Annotated in this window: 18 protein-coding genes; 17 read left to right on the forward strand and 1 reads right to left on the reverse strand. The window is 56.6% G+C overall.

All coding sequences use genetic code 11. The features are described from left to right. Positions 1–108: 108 nt before the first annotated feature. The 8 genes from FS819_RS19810 (at position 109) to FS819_RS19845 (ending at position 8,790) form a co-directional block, all read left to right on the forward strand. Entirely contained in the window at positions 109–1,803 is a 1,695-nt protein-coding gene (locus FS819_RS19810) for a peptide ABC transporter substrate-binding protein (RefSeq protein WP_156547323.1), read from the forward strand. A 175-nt stretch (positions 1,804–1,978) separates the two neighbouring features. Next, positions 1,979–2,929: an ABC transporter permease gene (locus FS819_RS19815; protein ID WP_060717215.1), complete on the forward strand. Its 951-nt coding sequence runs from the start codon at positions 1,979–1,981 to the stop codon at positions 2,927–2,929. A gap of 32 nt (positions 2,930–2,961) precedes the next feature. After that, on the forward strand, positions 2,962–3,852 hold the full coding sequence (locus tag FS819_RS19820; RefSeq protein ID WP_156547324.1) for an ABC transporter permease: 891 nt from the start codon (positions 2,962–2,964) through the stop codon (positions 3,850–3,852). A 133-nt stretch (positions 3,853–3,985) separates the two neighbouring features. Continuing rightward, the gene (locus tag FS819_RS19825) at positions 3,986–5,125 is read left to right on the forward strand and encodes an ROK family transcriptional regulator (protein ID WP_156547325.1); all 1,140 of its coding nucleotides are present in this window, start codon (positions 3,986–3,988) and stop codon (positions 5,123–5,125) included. Beyond that, a complete protein-coding gene (locus tag FS819_RS19830; protein WP_156547326.1) occupies positions 5,122–5,889 on the forward strand; it encodes an ATP-binding cassette domain-containing protein in 768 nt (255 codons plus the stop codon). Before FS819_RS19825 ends, FS819_RS19830 begins: the two co-directional genes overlap by 4 nt. A 36-nt stretch (positions 5,890–5,925) precedes the next feature. Next, a complete protein-coding gene (locus FS819_RS19835) occupies positions 5,926–6,966 on the forward strand; it encodes a sugar ABC transporter substrate-binding protein (protein WP_156547327.1) in 1,041 nt (346 codons plus the stop codon). A 61-nt stretch (positions 6,967–7,027) separates the two neighbouring features. Beyond that, positions 7,028–8,023, forward strand: coding sequence for an ABC transporter permease (locus FS819_RS19840; RefSeq protein WP_156547328.1), 996 nt, complete (start codon positions 7,028–7,030; stop codon positions 8,021–8,023). Beyond that, a complete protein-coding gene (locus FS819_RS19845; RefSeq protein ID WP_156547329.1) occupies positions 8,020–8,790 on the forward strand; it encodes an SDR family NAD(P)-dependent oxidoreductase in 771 nt (256 codons plus the stop codon). The genes FS819_RS19840 and FS819_RS19845 overlap by 4 nt, the downstream gene beginning before the upstream one ends. A 44-nt stretch (positions 8,791–8,834) precedes the next feature. On the opposite strand, the gene FS819_RS19850 is transcribed toward FS819_RS19845, so the two are convergent. Then, complete coding sequence (locus FS819_RS19850; protein ID WP_156547330.1) at positions 8,835–9,332, reverse strand: MarR family winged helix-turn-helix transcriptional regulator; 498 nt, start codon at positions 9,330–9,332, stop codon at positions 8,835–8,837. A 177-nt stretch (positions 9,333–9,509) separates the two neighbouring features. Between FS819_RS19850 and FS819_RS19855 the strand changes: the two genes are divergently transcribed. The 9 genes from FS819_RS19855 (at position 9,510) to FS819_RS19895 (ending at position 18,402) form a co-directional block, all read left to right on the forward strand. Continuing rightward, positions 9,510–10,055, forward strand: a complete 546-nt coding sequence (locus FS819_RS19855) for a flavin reductase family protein (protein ID WP_156547331.1) — start codon at positions 9,510–9,512, stop codon at positions 10,053–10,055. Between the two features lie 233 nt (positions 10,056–10,288). Beyond that, complete coding sequence (locus FS819_RS19860) at positions 10,289–11,572, forward strand: acyl-CoA dehydrogenase family protein (protein WP_012653700.1); 1,284 nt, start codon at positions 10,289–10,291, stop codon at positions 11,570–11,572. Positions 11,573–11,644: 72 nt separating this feature from the next. Further along, the gene (locus tag FS819_RS19865) at positions 11,645–12,967 is read left to right on the forward strand and encodes an MFS transporter (protein WP_071205688.1); all 1,323 of its coding nucleotides are present in this window, start codon (positions 11,645–11,647) and stop codon (positions 12,965–12,967) included. Between the two features lie 74 nt (positions 12,968–13,041). Continuing rightward, on the forward strand, positions 13,042–14,373 hold the full coding sequence (locus tag FS819_RS19870; RefSeq protein ID WP_234890361.1) for a carbohydrate porin: 1,332 nt from the start codon (positions 13,042–13,044) through the stop codon (positions 14,371–14,373). 62 nt (positions 14,374–14,435) lie between these two features. Further along, positions 14,436–14,855 carry a nuclear transport factor 2 family protein gene (locus FS819_RS19875; RefSeq protein WP_060717227.1) on the forward strand — a complete coding sequence of 140 codons (420 nt, stop codon included), beginning with the start codon at positions 14,436–14,438 and terminating at the stop codon, positions 14,853–14,855. A 72-nt stretch (positions 14,856–14,927) separates the two neighbouring features. Next, a complete protein-coding gene (gene gstA / locus FS819_RS19880) occupies positions 14,928–15,518 on the forward strand; it encodes a glutathione transferase GstA (protein WP_156547332.1) in 591 nt (196 codons plus the stop codon). Positions 15,519–15,529: 11 nt separating this feature from the next. Beyond that, positions 15,530–16,429 carry a VOC family protein gene (locus FS819_RS19885; RefSeq protein WP_156547333.1) on the forward strand — a complete coding sequence of 300 codons (900 nt, stop codon included), beginning with the start codon at positions 15,530–15,532 and terminating at the stop codon, positions 16,427–16,429. Between the two features lie 215 nt (positions 16,430–16,644). After that, complete coding sequence (locus FS819_RS19890) at positions 16,645–17,535, forward strand: acetoacetate decarboxylase family protein (RefSeq protein WP_156547334.1); 891 nt, start codon at positions 16,645–16,647, stop codon at positions 17,533–17,535. Between the two features lie 15 nt (positions 17,536–17,550). Continuing rightward, positions 17,551–18,402, forward strand: coding sequence for a fumarylacetoacetate hydrolase family protein (locus tag FS819_RS19895; RefSeq protein ID WP_156547335.1), 852 nt, complete (start codon positions 17,551–17,553; stop codon positions 18,400–18,402). Positions 18,403–18,408 lie beyond the last annotated feature (6 nt).

Below are 18,408 nucleotides of genomic sequence, written 5' to 3' on the forward strand. Positions count from 1 at the left end.
GAAAATGCAATACGGCGCACCATTTTCAATGGTTTGCCATATTAAATCGCTCCGGCAGAGAGCGAGCAGGATGAAGGTCGATAACCACCAGAAAAAAGGGAACATGCAATGTCCGATAAGGAACGCAATTCGATACCGCATCCCACGCGTCGCCAGACGCTTGGCCTCATGGCGCTTGGAGCGTCCGGCGTGCTTCTCTCGGGGCTGCCAATCTCGGGGCTGCCCCTCTCGGAGTTGATAGGCATTCGCGCGGCCAGTGCCGCGACCAAATCGATCAAGGGACAGCTGACTGTCGGCTTTTCGCAGGAGCCGACGGTTTTCAATCCGCATATGCCTCATATCGAAGTGGATGAAGGCATTCATTTCAGCATATTCGATACGCTGTTCAGCGTTGATGCTGCTGGAAAATTCGTGCCGGGGCTGGCCGTGGAAGTGCCGAGCGTCGAAAACGGCGGCATCTCAGCCGATGGCCTGAAGTGGAAGGTCAAGCTGCGCGATGGCGTGACATGGCATGACGGCAAGCCGTTCACTGCTGAAGACGTCAAGGCAACGCTCGAACTGCTGGTCGATGCCAATTTCCGCAGTTGGCGTAAAACCGGCCATGAATTCGTCCGTGACCTGACTGTCGTATCGCCCACGGAAATCACCTGGCGGATGGACAAGCCCTTCGCGCCCTATCCATCCATTCTGGCCTCGACCTTCATCACGCCGAAACATCTTCTGTCGGCCAACGCCGATCCGAACAATGCGCCGTTCAACACCGCGCCGGTTGGCACCGGTCCGTTCAAATGGGCTGAGCGGGTCGCCGGAGATCATATCCTGCTGGCTGCCAACCCGGACTATTTTGGCGATGGCCCCTATGTCGAAAAGCTGATTTACAAATACGTTCCCGATCTGAATGTCATGTACACCCAGTTCAAGACGGGTGACATCGATGTGGTCGGCCTCCAATGGATCACGCCCGATCACTACGAGGAAGCCAAGGGACTTGATGGCAAGGTGGTCAATGTCGTGCCGGGTTCGACGGTTGAATCCTTCACCTTCAATATGGAGCGCCCGCAGTTCAAGGAAGCGGCGGTGCGCGAAGCGCTGTATGCCGCCATCGACAAGCAGTCGATTATCGAAGCGCTCTATTACGGCCTGCCGACCCCCACCGAAAGCTATGTGCCGCAACAGTCCTTCTACTTCAATCCGGACCTGCCGAAGCATGAATATGACATCGCCAAGGCCAAGAAGCTGCTGGATGATGCCGGCTGGGTGGCCGGTGGCGACGGCATTCGTGCCAAGGGCGGGGTTAAACTGTCCTTCACCTGTTCAACGACGGCGGGCAACCATATCCGCGAACAGGTCCAGCAATTCCTGCAACAGTCCTTTAAGGATATCGGCGTGGAAATGACCATTTCCAACCTGCCGCCAGCGGTGATGTGGGGCGATTACTGGACGCTGTCGAAGTTTGATGCCGTCATCGTTGGCCTGGATTTCCTGACGGGGTCCGATCCTGACACCTCCAATTTTTTCCGGTCTACGGCCATCCCGGCCAAGGGCGGTTCTGGCCAGAACACCTGGCAGTTTTCCAACCAGCAAGTAGACGACTTGCTCACCAAGGGCGGCGAATTGTTCGTTCCAGAAGAGCGCAAGGCCGTTTACCTGAAGATTCAGGAGATCATGCGCAAGGAACTGCCGCTTCTGCCAATGTTCCAGTATGCGACCGTGCGCGGCCACAAGCAGGGCGTCGAGAACGTGACGCCCAACGTGAATGTGCGTATCGACACCTGGAACGTCGCCACCTGGCGCTGGGCCTGACGACATGTTGCATAATTCTTTATCCGGAATCGGTTTAAAGAGAGAATTATGCAACGAATATAAGCAGCTACAGCGAACCTTTGTGCGCCATATAGGGCGCACGGCGCTGTAGTGCGCCGGACGCCTCGGCGTCCGGCATGCCTGAGCCCGTTCACCCATGAAGCGGAGCCTGCCTATGCTCTCCTATCTTTTTAACCGGCTGATGCAGAGCCTCGTTTTGCTGCTGTTGGTTTCGATCATCGGATTTGCCATTCTCAATCTCGCGCCCGGCGGCCCGCTGTCGCAATATGCGCTGACGCCGGGCATGACGCGTGAGGCGATGGACCGGATCGCCCATCAGATGGGTCTCGACCGGCCTCTGCCCATCCAGTATCTCGATTGGGTCTGGCGGTTGCTGCAAGGCGACTGGGGGAAATCCTACCGCGATCAGCAGCCGGTCCTATCGATCATATCAAGCCATTTCTTCGCCACCCTGCTTTTGATGGGAACATCGACAGTCATTGCCGTCATTCTCGGGGTGTGGATCGGCATCAAGGGCGCCACCCGCCGCTATTCCATGTTTGATTATGCGGCGACTGTCGGGGCAATGGTGGCACTCTCCATCCCGACGTTCTGGTTTGGCCTCGTAGCGATCTATGTGTTCGCCTTGAAGCTGAAATGGCTGCCCGCGGGCAACATGTATACGATCGGCAATGGCTCCCTGTCCGATTATGCAATCCATCTGGTCATGCCGAGCCTTGTTCTGGCGCTGGTCGATATCGCCGTGTGGAGCCGCTATATGCGGTCTGCCACGCTGGAGGTGATCAACCAGGATTTTGTGCGCACTGCCAAGGCCAAGGGCGTCTCCCCCCGCCGCGTGCTGATGAAACATGTCGTTGGCAATGCGTTGCTGCCGATGATCACGCTTGCCGGCATGCAGCTTCCCATCGTGCTGGGCGGGGCGCTCGTCACCGAGACGGTGTTTACCTGGCCGGGTATGGGGCGGCTGTTTCTCGACAGCCTCGGCTATCATGACTACCCGGTTGTGATGGGCCTGCTGATGTTTACAGCCGTCTTCGCACTGATCGGCAGCCTTGCCGCCGATCTTCTTGTCGCATTCGTCGATCCCCGCATTCGGCTCGGTTGACGAAACCCTATCGCGAACCGAAGGAGAAGCCCATGTCCATTGCTATTCCGTCTCCGGTCCCGCCCGCGCGGCCTTCGCGCTGGTGGCGGAGCCGCGTCGCGCGCCGGTTCTTTCGTCACAAACTCGCCCTTGTCGGCCTTGTGATGATCACGCTGTTGATCTTTGCCTGCGCAGTCGGTCCCTCTCTTTTGCCCTATGACGAGTTGTTTATCGATCTGCGCGCCCGCTTTGCGCCGCCCCTGACCGGCGCCCACATCTTCGGCACTGATCCGCTGGGGCGTGACATCGCCGCGCGACTGTTCAATGCCGGGCGTATTTCGCTGCTGATCGGCTTCTTCGCCATGCTGATGTCCACGGCGATCGGTGCCGTCGTCGGTGTTGTCGCGGGGTATCGCGGTGGATTGATTGGCACGGTGCTGATGCGCTTCGTCGATGCCTTCCTGTCCTTTCCGTCGATCTTTCTGCTGCTGGCACTTGCTGCCTTTATCAGGCCAAGCCCTTTGATGATCACTGTTATCATCGCGGTGACATGCTGGATGGAAGTTGCCCGGATCGTGGAAGCGGAGGTGCGTTCGCTGCGCGAGCGCGATTTCGTTATGGCCGCCCGAATGCTGGGGCTGCGCAACACCCATATCATGATCCACGAGCTTTTGCCCAATGCGGTCGGCCCAATCATCGTTGCCGCCACGCTGACGGTGGCCCGTGCCATCCTGCTCGAAGCCTATGTCAGCTTCCTCGGCTATGGCATCCAGCCGCCCTTGCCCAGCTGGGGCAATATGCTCAACAGCGCGCAGCAATATCTGGGAAGCGCGCCCTGGCTTGCCATCGTACCGGGTGTCGCCATCACGCTTGCGGTCACCAGCTTCAACTTCATTGGCGATGGCTTGCGCGATGCGCTCGACGCGCGCAGCGATAACCCATGAGCCAGCTTTCTCCTTTTGACGCTCCCGTAATAACTCACCTCTCACCCATCGAAATAGCGCAATTCTTTTTTGAAAACCATTTGACTAAATAAAAGACCGGTGTCACTCTTCTGTCATCCAGGGGGCTTTCGACATGGCTTTGCGTGGCACCAATCAAGAATCGGGAAGGCCGTTTAATCGGCGGATCGTTTTGGAATCGATCCGGCTGCACGGGCCGACAACACGCGGCGATGTTGCCGAACGGGTTGGCCTGACGGTCCAGACCGTGTCCACCATTGTGCGCGAACTTGAGGATCAGGGGCTTCTGCTTTCGGTACGGGAAAAACCGAAGGGGCGCGGCATTCCGCCTTCAGCACTGACCATCAACCCGGAAGGCGGGCATGCTGTCGGCATTCACCTCACACCGCTCGGCATTGAGGCGGCACTCGTCAATCTTCGTGGTGACGTGGTCGAAAGCCGGCAGCGCCCAGCGCCGAATGCCATGCCGGACGAGGCTTTTGCCCTGATCGGCGACATGGTCGCAGACCTGAAGACAAGCCCACGCCAAGGGCGGTTGCTCGGTGCCGGTTTGGCGCTGCCTGGACCGTTCGATGTGGACTCCATGAGCTTCGTTGGGCCGACCACCATGGCGGGCTGGAAGAATGTCGATATCCGTCAGCGGCTTGCCGATGCGACGGGTCTGCCAGCCTTCATGGAGAACGACATGGCAGCGGCTGCTTTGGGCGAGCAGCTTTATGGTCTTGGACAACAGTTCTCGGATTATTTCTATCTGTTCTTCAGCGTCGGTCTGGGTGGCGCCATGATGCATGACGGCGTCGTCATGCGGGGAGCCTGGGGCAATGCCGGTGAAATCGGCCATATCGCCGCCATTCCCGATGGTGAACTGTGTCATTGCGGCAATCGCGGCTGCCTAGAGCGCTATCTGTCGCTCGATGCATTCAAAAGAAGTGGTTTGTCTGAGGACGATTGGGTCGATGCGATTGCGCCGATTTTCCGCAGCGCTGTCCGCACGATCGAGAACCTGTTCGACCCGGAAACCATCGTGCTGGGCGGACTTGCGCCGCAGTCCCTGATTGAACGGCTGGCAACGCTGAGCGACGGTCTCACCAACTCGATTTCCGCCCGCACCAATCGCACCGTTCCACGGGTTGTTGTCGCCAGCGACTGTCAGCGCTCGGCGCTGCGAGGGGCTGCGGCCCTCGCGGTCTTCGGTGTTCTGTCGCCGCGCTTCGGTCAGATGTTTGAAACCTCAGAGAAAGGGATTGCCGTATGACCGAAAAACTCCTCGTCCTCGACGATATCCGCATGAATTTCGGCGCAATCGAAGCCTTGAAGGGCATCAGTTTCTCCATCGGCAAGGGCGAAGTCGTGGCCCTGCTCGGGGATAATGGTGCGGGAAAATCGACACTGGTGAAAATCATTTCGGGCGGCTTGCAGCCGACCTCGGGACGCATGCTGTTTGAAGGCGAGCCTTTTCAGGCAAAGACGCCCGCCGAGGCCAAGGGTGCCGGTATCGAAACCGTCTACCAGGATCTGTCGCTCTGCACCAATGTCGATGTGGTCGGCAATTTCTTCATGGGCCGCGAGCTGACCCGCAAGGTGGCGGGCATTCCCTTTCTGGATGAACGCGCCATGGAAGACATTACCGCCAAGGCGCTGGCCAGCGCCGGCACCCGTATTCCCTCCATGCGCACCAAGGTCGAACATCTGTCCGGCGGCCAACGCCAGGCCATCGAGCTCAACCGCTTCGTGCATTGGGGTGGCAAGCTGGTCTTGCTCGACGAACCCTTTGCAGCACTTGGTGTCGAACAGACCCGGCGTGGGCTGGACATGATCCGTCATGTCGCCAGCCAGGGCATCGGTGTCGTCATCATCACCCATATCATGCAGCAGGCCTTTCAGGTCGCAGATCGCATTGTCGTTATCCGCCACGGCGTTGTTGCCGGAGATGTGGAGCGAAGCCAGACAAGCCCGGATGCAGTGATCGAAATGATCACAGGGCAAACCCTCGCCGGAGCCGGACCGGTGAGCCAATAAAAATGAAAAGGGGTCCGGTGAACTGGAGAGAAACCAATGAAACGACTATTAACAGTCTTGCTGGGCATTCTGATGCTCAACCTTGCGGCGTGGACATCGGCTGCCGCCCAAACGAAAGGGATGGTTTATTACCTCGTTCCGACCTTGCTGGATGAATTTCAGACCGGCTCGGTGAACGCGCTGAGCATGTTCCTGGGGCAGGTCGGCTATGAGATGAAAACACTCAACGCTGACAACAAGACAGATGCCCAGCAATCGCAGATGAATGACGTGATTGCACTGAAACCTGCGGCCATCATCCTTGCCGCAGTAGATTTCAACGCGCTCAAGCCGTCGATTGAGGCTGCGCGCGCAGCAGGCATTCCCGTCGTTGAATTCGACCGGCAGATCACATCGACACCCTCGGATTTCACCTCGGTTGCGGGGACAGTCGAGATTGGCCATATCGCCGGTGACCACGCGATCAGCTTGCTCAAGGGCAAATATGGCGATGTGAAGGGTAAGATCCTTCAGGTTCTCGGCGATCCCGGCGATCCCTACACACTCGATATCCAGAAGGGTTTCGAGGAGAAATTGAAGGCCTTCCCCGGCGTCAAAATCATATCGGTACCCGCCTTGCAGTGGGAAGCCAGTGCCGCCGGAACAATCGTTTCCGACCAAATGCTCGCCAATCCTGACATCGATCTGATCTTCCTGCATGCCGCCCATCTCTCGGTCGCTGCCGTTGCCTCGCTTGAGGCTGCCGGCAAGAAGCCGGGCGACGTGATGTTGATGAGTTCCAACGGTGCGCCCGTTGGCCTCGACCTGATCCGTAAGGGCTGGCTGAATGTCGAAGTCGAGCAACCGCTTTATGCACAGGCCGCGGCCATTGCGATGTTCATGGACAATGTCGTCGGCAAAAAGCCGATCAAGGCCGGAGACTATGACGTGCTTGGGCTGAAGAGCGTCGTGACCATGGAAACCTGGGGACCGAACATCAAGATCCCTGGCTCGGCCATCACCAAGGAGAATGTCGATAACCCATCCTTCTGGGGCAATCTGAAGCCGCCGACAGCTGCGATCAAATCCGTCGAGTGAACGGCCTTCATTCCGGGGCCTGATGGCCCCGGATTCCCCTTCTCCAATCCGGATTTGCCGCATGATGCCTCATACACGAAAAACTCTTGAATTCGTCCTCGACAATCTCGTCTGGTTCATGCTCATCCTCGTGCTGGCGATGTTCTCGGCGCTGATCCCGAACTATTTCCAGATCGGTATCTTCACCAATATCATCGAAGCTTCGAGCGTATTGGGGGTGATGTCGATTGGTCTCGCCCTGGTGATCATCACCGGCCATATGGATCTGTCCGTCGAGTCGGTCGCAGCACTGTCGGCCATGGCGGTCGGCATTCTGTTCTGCTCGGCAGGCATCGGCCTTGGCATCAAGCTTTCGCCCGAGTGGTTGATGGTGCCTGTCTCGCTGCTGGTGGCCTGCGCCATCGGCGGATTGATCGGCCTTATTAACGGCGTTCTCGTCGTCAAACTGAAGATGAGCGCTTTCATCATCACACTCGCCTCCTTCATCTGGGTGCGCGGCATCGTGCTGGCCGTTTCCGGCGGACGTTCGGCCCAGGATCTCGCCCCAGCCATCCGCTGGTTCGCCATCGAGCGCTTTCTCGGCATCCCCATGACAGCCTGGATCGCTATCGCCTGCTTTCTGATCTTTTCGGTGATGATGGCAAGGACGCCGTTTGGCCGTCATCTGGTGATGATCGGCGGCAATGAGACGGCAACCTTTCGGGCTGGCATTCGCGTCACCCGCAATCTGATCATCGCCTTCGTCATGGCAGGTGCTATTGCCGGTCTTGCCGGCTGGCTGCTGGCCGTTCGCACATCGGGTGCGACGGCCAATCTCGGTGTCGGTCTGCTGTTCAATGCTTTTGCAGCGGTGGTGATTGGCGGTGTCAGCCTCAAGGGCGGCGTCGGCGCTCTGCCGGGCGTCTATGCCGGGGTGTTGCTGCTCTCTTCCATCAATACAGCCATCAACCTGATGGGGCTGCCGGCGAATTACACCCAGGTCATTCATGGTTTCCTGGTGCTCGCAGCCGTTCTTCTCGATACGTTCAAACAAAGGCTCCGCCAGAGGCTCGCATGACAGACAGATTGAAAGACAAGGTCGCACTGGTGATTGGTGCATCGCGTGGTATCGGCAAGGCGATTGCCGTGCGCTTCAAAGAGGAGGGCGCGAAACTCGTGCTGGCCGATTTCAATGCGGAGGAAGGCAAGGCCGCAGCCGACGAACTCGGCATCGATTTTATCCGCACCGATATCGCCAGGATGGAAGACGCGGTTGCCGCCGTGGAGTTCACCGTTGAACGCCATGGGCGGATCGATATCATCGTCCAGAATGCCGGCATCTATCCCTGGCAATTGATCGAACATACCAGTCCGGATGATTGGGATCAGGTGATGGCCGTCAATCTGCGTGGCTGTTTCAATGCCGCGCGCGCAGCGCTTACGCCGATGAAGACGCAAGGGGCAGGGCGCATCCTCTTTACATCGTCGATCACCGGCCCGCATGTTACCAGTCCGGGCCATGGCCATTATGCGGCAAGCAAGGCTGGTATCAACGGGTTCATTCGCTCGGCGGCGCTGGAGTTCTCGTCCTATGGCATCAATGTCAACGGCGTCGAACCGGGCAACATCATGACAGAGGCTATTCAACTGCATCGAAGCGCCGCCTTCATCAAGAATATGGAGGATGCAATCCCGCTCGCGCGTCTTGGGTCCCCTCGGGATGTTGCCAATGCCTTCCTGTTCCTCGCCTCTGATGACGCGAGCTACGTGACCGGCACGACCATCGTTGTCGATGGGGGGCAACTTTTGCCGGAAGGAGCCGACTTCAGGATCCTGCCGTCCTGATCGGATTTCCGTCTGCGCTGATGTCCATTGTTACAGGATGGGCGTCACAGAACCTGGATCAATTTGGCAAGAAGCCGGTCCAAGCGGGCGCGTTCAGGCACGGAAAGGCTGCGAATGCCGTCCAGAAAATGCGAGGACCTGGCCACCTGAACCCGGGTCTCTCGCAACAGTTTTTCACCGCTTTCGGTCATTTGCACATAGACCGTCCGTTTATCTGACAGAGACGGGACGCGCTCGACGAACCCTTTGTCTTCCAATCTGGTGATGCGGCCTGTTATCGCCCCGGTCGTGACCATGCAAAGCTCGGCAAGATCGCTTGGCCGCAAACGGTAGGGTGGGGACTGATGCCGAAGATGGGTGAGAACATCGACTTCCCCAATGCCGATATCGAATGCCACCAGCACCTCTTCCAGGGAGGCCTGGTCCAGGAGGTAGAGATGCCGAAGCCTCATGGCAATCGCGATGGGACTGCTGTCTTCTCCCGGGAAGTCCTTTTCCCATTGGCTGATGAGGTCCGAAAACAATCCTTCGGCTTGTGGCATTGCGCTTCACTTTTATCTCATGACGAACACACGTCATTTTCTGACGTCCTAAACTTCTTAATGTTTTCGGGCGCTTCACGCAATGCGCCATAAGAACGCGACCCCTCCAAACATTTTCAATTGACGAAAGTTATCTTAGTGCTAAGATACTTCTAAGGAATATGGAGGAGATATTCGATGGTTTCGAGTTCGGCGAAGCTGCATGATCCGGAGGAGGGATCAGCAGCAAATTTTCCTGATATTGATAATCTGAAGATCGCGTTTGGCCAACTTCCATCTGGTGTTGTCATTGTGACGAGCCAGGGTTGTGGCGGTGAAATGGTCGGTGCAACTGTGAGCAGTTTCACCTCTTTGTCATTCGCGCCCCCTCTCGTCATGCTTGGTTTGGCGCAAAGTTCCACAACGCTGTCCGCCATCCTGGACCATGGGCATTTCGCGGTCCATGTCGTTGCTGAGCCGCAGCAGGATATTGCTATGCGCTTTGCGTCCAGCCGTGCAGACAAGTTCAGCGATATCGATTTTAAATTATCACCCTCCGGCGTGCCGATTCTGAGTGAATTCGACACGTGTTTTCACTGTGCCCTTGAGCGGGCCCAGTCGGAAGGCGATCATCAATTGCTGATCGGTCGAATTGTCGATGTATCGACAGTCGAGCGGGACACAACGCCCGTCGCATGGTTTAATCGGCGTTTTCACATCTGCGAGCCGCGCGCTCTCATCTAGTTTTGGCGCCTAATTTTGGCGTCTAGATTTTCTTCAGGAAAAGTGCAGCCAAATTTTCCTGAAAAGACAAACGAAAACAACAGACTTTAGTGTATCGATCCGAACCCGGCTGTCGCCGCGCTTGGAGACATTCGCTCAAAAACATCCGGTACACGATGGTATGGATGGCGTGCTTGCGCCAGCGCCATGGTCGTGCGCACTCGAAAATTCCTGTTTTAAAGTGAGGAAATCCCATGGAAATGAACGCAAAGCAGTTTGACTATGTACTGCCCAATCCCCCCATCTCTCCTTATAGCACCGAGGTTGGCCGTGAGATCCGTGCCAAGGCTGCGGCATTGGTGCCACTCTTGCGCAAACACGCCCAGGAAGGCGAGGAATTGGGTGCTCTGGCGCCTGAAAGCTTGAAAGCCCTCAGCGATATTGGTGCGTTCAAGCTTACATTGCCAACGGATTTTGGCGGACATGCTCTCGGAGCGCGCGACGTCGTTGAAATCGTCACGGAATTTGGCAGAGGCGATGGTGCGGCGGGCTGGATGGCATTTGTCGCCGGCGGCCTTCGCAATATCCTGGCGTTTCCTGATCAGGCTGTGAATGAAATCTTTGCGGATGGGCGTGACTGGGTTGGCCCACTGGCCGCCGGCGCATCGATCTTTGCCACCAAGGTTGGTTCGGCGCGCCGGGTCGAGGGCGGCTGGATGGTCAGCGGTTCCTGGCATTTCGGCAGCGGCTGCAAACATGCCAAATGGATTGCCGTTGGTGTCGATTATGAGGTTGCGCCGGGCCATATGGGCCGCGCTATGGCGGTTTTGAAGGCCGAGCAGGTCAAAATCATCGACAACTGGCATGTTATGGGCATGAAGGCCACGTCCTCCAACAGCCTGACAGTGACCGAAGAGCAGTTCGTTCCCGATCACCGTTTTATGGACATGGCCGATTTCCCCGTTCGCATGGATGGGACACGCAAGCGGTTCCAGGGCTTTGCCAGCAAATTCGATGGCCGTGGTCTGATGATCATGACCAATCTCACCCATATGGCGATTGTGCTGGGGATGGCTCGTGGTGCGCTGGAATCCTACATCGATATGGCGAGAAAGCAGCAACCCTTCAATCTGCCTTATCCCCGGGTGGCCGAAATGGCATCGACGCAGGTCTGTGCTGCAAAGGCCTATGCGATGATCAAGATGGCGGAAACCACCGCTCTTTGCGCTGCTGATCTTCTGGATCGCCACGCAACGGAAGGGCGCGAGGTCTCAGAGGAGCTGGAACAGGCGACGATGATGGAAAACGTCTACGCCGCGCACACCTTGGACAATGCCGTCAGCATCCTGCAGCTCAATATCGGCTCGGCAACCGCCCATGAGAGCAATCCATTCCAACGGTTCGTGCGCGATATCCGGGTGGCAATGCTGCATGGGGCGGTCAGGCTGGAGCCAACGGCCGAGATTTTCGGTCGGCGGATGATGGGCCTTGCTCCATTCTCGATGTTTGCAGGTGGATTGCCTGATCGCGCTGCTTAGCCCGCGACGGATTTGAGCTGTAGGCGGGCTGTGGAGGCGGCCCGTCGACGGTCAACAAGAGGAGGATTTTTTATGCAGTCGAATAAGACGCATGCCCCTGCCAATTTTCGGGCAAATAAAGGTTTCGAATACAGTTTTCAGGCTGCCAAGGTGTTGGGCGCGCTATGGGCAATCGTGCTGCTGGTCGTGGCGGTGCCAAGTATCGGTACCGCGGTCGTCAACGCCCGAATGATCACCGATCTCAATATGGATCGAGCGGTTTTCGGTATGGGCTTTGGCCTTTTCGTGATGATGATGGGTTTTCAGGCCCCTGTCGTTGCAGTGCTGATCCGCAAATTCGGTTATCGGTCAACAGTTGCATTCGGATGCCTTGTGCTGTTCCTGGGGTCGGCTGCCATGGCGACTGTCGTGCATAATGGCTGGCAATATGCCGTGGCTTTTGGTCTATTGGCGGGTTCCGGCGTCTGCATTGCCGGCATGCTGCCAGCCCAGACCATCGTGACGAGATGGTTTCATGCACGCCGGGCCTTGGCTGTCTCCATCGTATTTTCAGCAGTCGAAATTGGCGGTTTCTTTTCTCCACCGGCGCTTGAAAGACTGATGGCGATATCAGGCGATTGGCGTACAGCCTGGTGGCTTATTGCCGGATCGGCGCTCATTGCGATGATAACCGCCTATGTAGCGCTCGATGAGCGGCGGGTCGAAAATTACATTTCCCGAAATCCTGCTCCTTCCTTCGCACGCGAAAACAGCAAGGTGTTCAAGAGTTCGGTTCATTGGACGCTGCGCGAAGCACTGGGAACGAAGGCTTACTGGCTTATTCTGACCTATATGAGCATCGCAGGGGTCGCCTGGATCTTCCTGATGGCTCATGGCGTGGTGCATCTGCGTGATGTCGGCTACTCGCCTGCTGAAGCCGCTAACGCCGTCGCGGTCATTATCGTCGCCTCCTTCATTGGCAATATGACCGCCGGTTTCCTGGGGGATCGCATTTCACCATCACTGATCTCGGCCGCAAGCATGGTGTTGATTATTTTCGGCTTTTGCATGGTCATCAAGCCCGTAGGCTTTACCGGTATCCTGCTCTATGCGCTTCCTGCCGGCATTGGCTATGGTGCCTCGCAGGTCTGCCTGATGGCTCTTCTGGGCAATTATTTTGGCAAGGCATCGTTTTCCGCCATTCTGGGTTCGATGATGCCGGTATCGACGCTCTGTGCGGCGATTGGCGCGGGGTCGGCAGGGGCCGTTTTCGATCAAACCGGTACATATGAATGGGTGTTTATCACGATCATCACCCTGTGCGTGGTCGCGTTCTTTGCCATTCTTGCAGCATCACCACCGCAAAACCGGGGCAACAAAGAGGAGGTCTCCGGCAGTCCAATCGCAGCGGAATAACAAATGATAAAAATGGGAGGGTGACAATGCGAACTTTAAATCTGCTGGCAGTGCCTTTGCTGCTTGCATCCTTGATGCCTGCCGCAGCAGCCGATACGGCACTGCCGTCGAGCGACACACCACCTGGCGAGGGTGCCATGCCCGGTCCGGTCTATTCCGGCCCCTTGGCCAGCGTGGGGAGAACTCTTCATGACAATGGTATCGATCTTCAACTCGATTTTGTCGATTTCTATCAGAATGCCCCCTCTTTTGGGGCAGCAGGTGGCTCCTCGGCCAATTACGGGATGTTCATTTTAGGCGTTACCGGCAATCTGACACCTGATCTTCGGGTCAATCTGATCGAGACCATCAACGCCCCGACTCACAATGTTGACAATTACCTGTTTGATCTTTCGAATGCCTTTTTCCCCGTCCCTATCGTCAATTCGGATACGGATCTGACCCGTTTAACCATTGAGGGCGACCTTTTTAATGACCGGTTGACCGTTGAAGCAGGACGGATGGGTCTCAATCGCGATTTTATGAAAAAGGGGTTTTGTGGTGGCATTGGCTGCGTCCCCTCAACGCCGGCAATCACCCTCAACATGCCAGGCGAAGCACTGTCTGTCTGGGGTGGGAGACTGGCCTATCGACTCGATCAAACAACCACGCTGGGATTTGGAGCCATCGAGGACAATTCGGACAATTGGCAGAATGGCGATGGATGGGATTGGGGAACCGGTGATTCAAAAGGTTATATAGCCATTGCCAATATCAGTCATGATGAAAGCTTCTTTCAAAATGACAATCCTCTGAAATACGAGGTCGGTGCCTATCACCGTTCCACGTCTTACGAGGATGCGCTTTACAATAGCGGTTGGGGTAATCCGACATATGGAGCTAATACCAGGATTGTTAATCATGACGGCGGAACGAGCGGCGTCTACGGGCAGGTTCGCAAGGTCGTGTGGAGTGCGCCATCCGCTGGCCCGATTCCTGAAAACCTGGCTGTCTATGGTGGTCTTTTCCATACGTTCGGCGATGGACAAGCCTATCCATGGGAGGCCTATGCCGGTGTCGAATATTCCGGGTTCTGGAAGCAAAATCCGCTCGCGACAGTTGGGGCCTCCGTTCACTATATCCGCTTGAGTGAAGAGCGCGCGCAGTATGAACAGAATGCCCGGCGGTTCTTCTCGGGCGTCAATCAGAAACAGCCGCAGGACACGTTCATGGTCGACGTGCATGCGAGTACAGGATTCTTCGGCAACGGGATTCTCGATTTCGGTGCCGCCTATATTATCAATCCCAACAATTCCATTCTGGCTGATTACTCAACCGGAAGAGAAAAGAACGGTGTCGTCATTTACGCGGCATTGGCTTTCGACCTGGGCGGCAGCCTCGGTCTTTCCCCCCGCAAGGGGCCCTGAGCCTGGTTCGATCTGAACCGGCGACACTTTCACAATCACTTTATCAAGAGGAGATCGACGTCATGCACGACACGAAGAGCCATGACCATGCGAAACTTGAACGCCACAAGCATCTGGTCCGGGAGTTTTACCGCCGGGTGTTCGATGGCCAGAACCCGGCAGCCGTCAAGGATTTCGTCACTGAGGATTATAAGCAGCACAGCCGCCATATTCCGACCGGTCGCGAAGGCTTGGAACGGTTTGTGCAATCGGTATTTCCAAACGGACCAGTCCCGGAGCCGGCGGAGATGCGCATCCCTCCCGCTTTCATGGTGGCGGAAGGCGATATGGTCGTGGTTGCCGCCTATCTGCCGCAGCCAGACCCCGACAAGCCGGGCGAAACCTACGACTACTTCGTTTTCGATGCCTATCGGCTTCGAGACGAGCGTCTGGCGGAGCATTGGAGCGGCGTGAACAAGATCGCGCCCCCAAAACAGCCCTGACGGCACAGCGGTATGCTGTCACCGCAGGCAGCATACCGGCAACCATCGATCACCATTCATCAGGATTACAGCATGCAACTCTACCATACGCCCGGCACCTGCTCCACCGCATCTCGCATCGTTCTGCAAGAGGCCGGTATCGCCGCCTCGTCCATTCCGGTCAATCTCAGGGAGAAAACGCTTCCGGATGGAACGAGCTATCTTCAGGTGAACCCGAAGGGCCAGGTTCCGGCCCTTGTGCTTGATGATGGCGAAGTGATGACGGAAGGTGCGGTCATCCTGCAATATCTCGCTGACCAGGCGCCGGAAACCGGCCTTTTGCCACCGCCCGGCGATCTTGCCCGCTACCGCGTGCTGGAATGGACCAATTACGTGGCAACCGAATTGCACAAGACCTTCACCCCGCTGATGCGGCCGAATACGCCAGCGGATTTTGCCGAAATCACCAAAACGGCTTTGTTGCCGCGGGTTTTCGGCGTGCTTGATCGCCGTCTGGGGCTAAGCGATTATCTCGCCGGTACGACGTTTTCGATCGCGGACGCTTACGCATTCGTCATTCTCGGATGGGCGAAACTGCGCGACATCGATCTTTCCGCCTGGCCGAATATCCAGACCTATCTCACGCGGATTGAGAGCCGTCCTGCGGTCCAATCCGTGCTGTAAGGAGAAATGCAATGACCTATCTTATCAGACAAATGGGCCACGTGGTGATCTCTTCGCCTGATCCTCTGGGTGCCGCACAGGATCTGTGCGATGTCGTGGGCTTGAGGATCACTGAAGTCGATGGAGAAACAGTCTATCTCTCCAGCAATGACCGTCACCACGAAGTTACCTATATCAAGGGTGACGGAAAGGCGGTTGCCTGTGGGCTGGAGGCTGTGAATGCGCAAGCGGTAGACGAGATCTATCAGCGTGCAAAATCCGATGGGCTGGAGATATTGTCGGACCGGCCCCTGGGCAAACATTATGACCGCGCCGTTCGCCTGGTTGCGCCTGGTGGGACGATTTTCGAAGTTCATACGCCAATCGCCCGCAGCCAGCCCCGTCAATACAGTTATTCCACACCGGGTGCCCGCCCGCGCCGGATTGAGCACATCAATTCTTTCGCACCTGATACCGCTGCCTATGGTGATTTCTGCGTCAAAGTGCTCGGGCTGAAGCTTTCGGACATGACGGAAGACGGTGCCTTGCGCTGGTATCGCGCCGAAGACGGCTACCATCACACGATTGCCATGGGGCCGGGCGAAAGCGGATTGCATCACTATGCCTTCGACTTGCATTCGCTTCAGGATCTTCAGACGATTGCCGACAATCTTGCCGGAAAAGAGCGCGCTTTGGTCTGGGGTCCGGGCCGTCACGGTGCGGGTGGCAATGTCTTCACCTATTATGCCGATCCGCACGGATGCCTGGTCGAGAACTCCATCGAACTCGATCGGATCGACAATGATGCAACCTATGAACCGCGCAGCTGGGACATTTCGGAGGGGCTGGCGGGACGCTGGCTCAATCTGTGGGGCACGCCACCCACGCCTTCGTTTCTGCGCCCGGGCATTGCTTTCGATCCGACCATCTAGATTTTTTCAGAGAAGGCCGTTTCGGCGCTTTCTGGCTGAGATTTATGCGAAGTATCACTGAAAATGGTAGTTCGTATTCCACTCTTGAATATCTCAAGGCTTTGATAGATTTGAGATATTCGAAGTTTTCTCAGGTTTTAGATGTGGTCAACATCGTCGAGACTTGGTATTTAACGGTCGTGCCGGCGTCCTGGCTGGCTGGGAGAGGTTAGAAAATGAGTTTTACATTAAATCCTGCGTTCCGGTATCGAATGCCACTGTCCTTCGGACCAGCCCCTGGACCCCGCCAAAAGCCCGGCGGTGGCATGTGGGCGGCAGAGGAGACAGGCCGGATGAACGCCGAGTGGATGGCCGTTACCTACAGAACATTGCCCGAAAAGCTCGAGGCACTGCTTCCGCCGGGCATGGAACTGCGCGGCGAGCCTCTGGTGACGGTGTCCTGCGCCTGGTTCAAGAATCTCTATTGGCTTGCGGGTCGTGGTTACGGGATTGTTGTTGTGGATTTTCCAGTCACCTACCGTGGCAAGACCGAGACGCTTGAAGGCACCTTTTGTCCCGTCCTCTGGGAAGGCGCGCCCGATGCCATCATGACCGGGCGCGATGAGCTTGGCTTTCCCAAGATGTTTGCCGATATTCCGGAAATCGAGCACGACAAGGCAGAAGGCACCGCCGTTTGTTCTGCCTCCTGGATGGGCTTTAAATTCTTCGATATCTCGCTGACCGACCTGGTCGAGGCTGGCAATGAACCAGCACTTCCCGGAGCGGATAATGGTCCGTCGATGTATTATAAATATGTACCACGCACCAGTCCCGGCGGACGTGAGGGGGCTGATATTGCTTATGTGACCACCGCAGCAGCACCGCCCGAGACTGGCGGCAGGGTCAGCAATATCAATTTCGATGGCTTTGATTTCAAACGCTGGACGGCAAAAGGCAGCGTGGCTTGGCACCGGGCGACATTTGAACAATTGCCGCTCAGCGCTCATGTCGTCAACGGAATGGCCGATCTCGACATTCTTGAAGTCACGAAGGTGCAGATGGTTGCCTTTTCCGGCCCCGGCATTGCGATTTCAGTCAATTCAATGCGCGCCGTCGAGCCGTCTTAGACAGGGAATATTTTTATGAAATTGGCAAGATTCACAATCGACGGTGTCACCCGTCTGGGCAAGGTCGACAATCAGCGGATCGTCGATCTGACTGCTGTTGTTCCAGAGTATGGCCATTCGATGCGCCTGCTGTTGGAGGCCTATCCTACACTGCGGCCAGCGCTGGAAGCGGTCACAGAGCCGTCTTATCTGCTTGCGGATGTGCGGCTGGAAGCGCCGATCGCCGATCCACAAAAATTCCTGGCCATCGGCATGAATTATCAGGCCCATGCCGAAGAAGCGGCGGCTGCGGGTATCAAGACCCCTGAAAGCCAATTGTGGTTCAACAAACAGGTCAGTTGCATAAACGGACCTTACGGTGATGTCGTCGTGCCTGCCGTTTCAAAGATGGTGGATTACGAGGCCGAACTTGGTTTCGTGATCGGTAAACGTTGCCGCCATGTGAGCCGTGAAGATGCCCGGAGCGTGATCGCTGGCTATCTTGTCGCAAACGATGTGACCGCCCGCGACTGGCAATTCCGTTCGCCTACCTACACATTGGGCAAATCATTCGATACCCATGGCCCGATCGGCCCCTGGATCACCACGGATGACGAAATAGCCGATCCGCATGACCTCACATTGACCTTGTCGTTGAATGGAGAGGAGCGCCAGCGCTCATCGACAGGCGACATGATTTACGACATCTATGACCAGATCGCCTATTTATCGACGGTCATGACTTTGGAGCCTGGCGACGTGATTATTACAGGCACACCATCAAATGTCGGAATTGCGACCCAGACATTTCTGAAGCCCGGTGACGTCGTCCGCGTTGAAGTACAGGGCTTAGGGGGCATTGAAAACCGCTGCGTTGCGGAAAACTAGGATCCG

The organism is Allorhizobium sp. Av2 (assembly GCF_021462805.2).
Lineage (GTDB): Bacteria > Pseudomonadota > Alphaproteobacteria > Rhizobiales > Rhizobiaceae > Allorhizobium > Allorhizobium vitis_G.

Coding starts and splice junctions, on each gene's coding strand:
- FS819_RS19830 (WP_156547326.1), top strand. CDS start 5,122: ATGACCGAAAAACTCCTCGTCCTCGACGATATCCGCATGAATTTCGGC.
- FS819_RS19845 (WP_156547329.1), top strand. CDS start 8,020: ATGACAGACAGATTGAAAGACAAGGTCGCACTGGTGATTGGTGCATCG.
- FS819_RS19835 (WP_156547327.1), top strand. CDS start 5,926: ATGAAACGACTATTAACAGTCTTGCTGGGCATTCTGATGCTCAACCTT.
- FS819_RS19895 (WP_156547335.1), top strand. CDS start 17,551: ATGAAATTGGCAAGATTCACAATCGACGGTGTCACCCGTCTGGGCAAG.
- FS819_RS19875 (WP_060717227.1), top strand. CDS start 14,436: ATGCACGACACGAAGAGCCATGACCATGCGAAACTTGAACGCCACAAG.
- FS819_RS19810 (WP_156547323.1), top strand. CDS start 109: ATGTCCGATAAGGAACGCAATTCGATACCGCATCCCACGCGTCGCCAG.
- FS819_RS19870 (WP_234890361.1), top strand. CDS start 13,042: ATGCCTGCCGCAGCAGCCGATACGGCACTGCCGTCGAGCGACACACCA.
- FS819_RS19855 (WP_156547331.1), top strand. CDS start 9,510: ATGGTTTCGAGTTCGGCGAAGCTGCATGATCCGGAGGAGGGATCAGCA.
- FS819_RS19820 (WP_156547324.1), top strand. CDS start 2,962: ATGTCCATTGCTATTCCGTCTCCGGTCCCGCCCGCGCGGCCTTCGCGC.
- FS819_RS19825 (WP_156547325.1), top strand. CDS start 3,986: ATGGCTTTGCGTGGCACCAATCAAGAATCGGGAAGGCCGTTTAATCGG.
- FS819_RS19865 (WP_071205688.1), top strand. CDS start 11,645: ATGCAGTCGAATAAGACGCATGCCCCTGCCAATTTTCGGGCAAATAAA.
- FS819_RS19860 (WP_012653700.1), top strand. CDS start 10,289: ATGGAAATGAACGCAAAGCAGTTTGACTATGTACTGCCCAATCCCCCC.
- FS819_RS19885 (WP_156547333.1), top strand. CDS start 15,530: ATGACCTATCTTATCAGACAAATGGGCCACGTGGTGATCTCTTCGCCT.
- FS819_RS19840 (WP_156547328.1), top strand. CDS start 7,028: ATGATGCCTCATACACGAAAAACTCTTGAATTCGTCCTCGACAATCTC.
- gstA (WP_156547332.1), top strand. CDS start 14,928: ATGCAACTCTACCATACGCCCGGCACCTGCTCCACCGCATCTCGCATC.
- FS819_RS19850 (WP_156547330.1), bottom strand. CDS start 9,332: ATGCCACAAGCCGAAGGATTGTTTTCGGACCTCATCAGCCAATGGGAA.
- FS819_RS19815 (WP_060717215.1), top strand. CDS start 1,979: ATGCTCTCCTATCTTTTTAACCGGCTGATGCAGAGCCTCGTTTTGCTG.
- FS819_RS19890 (WP_156547334.1), top strand. CDS start 16,645: ATGAGTTTTACATTAAATCCTGCGTTCCGGTATCGAATGCCACTGTCC.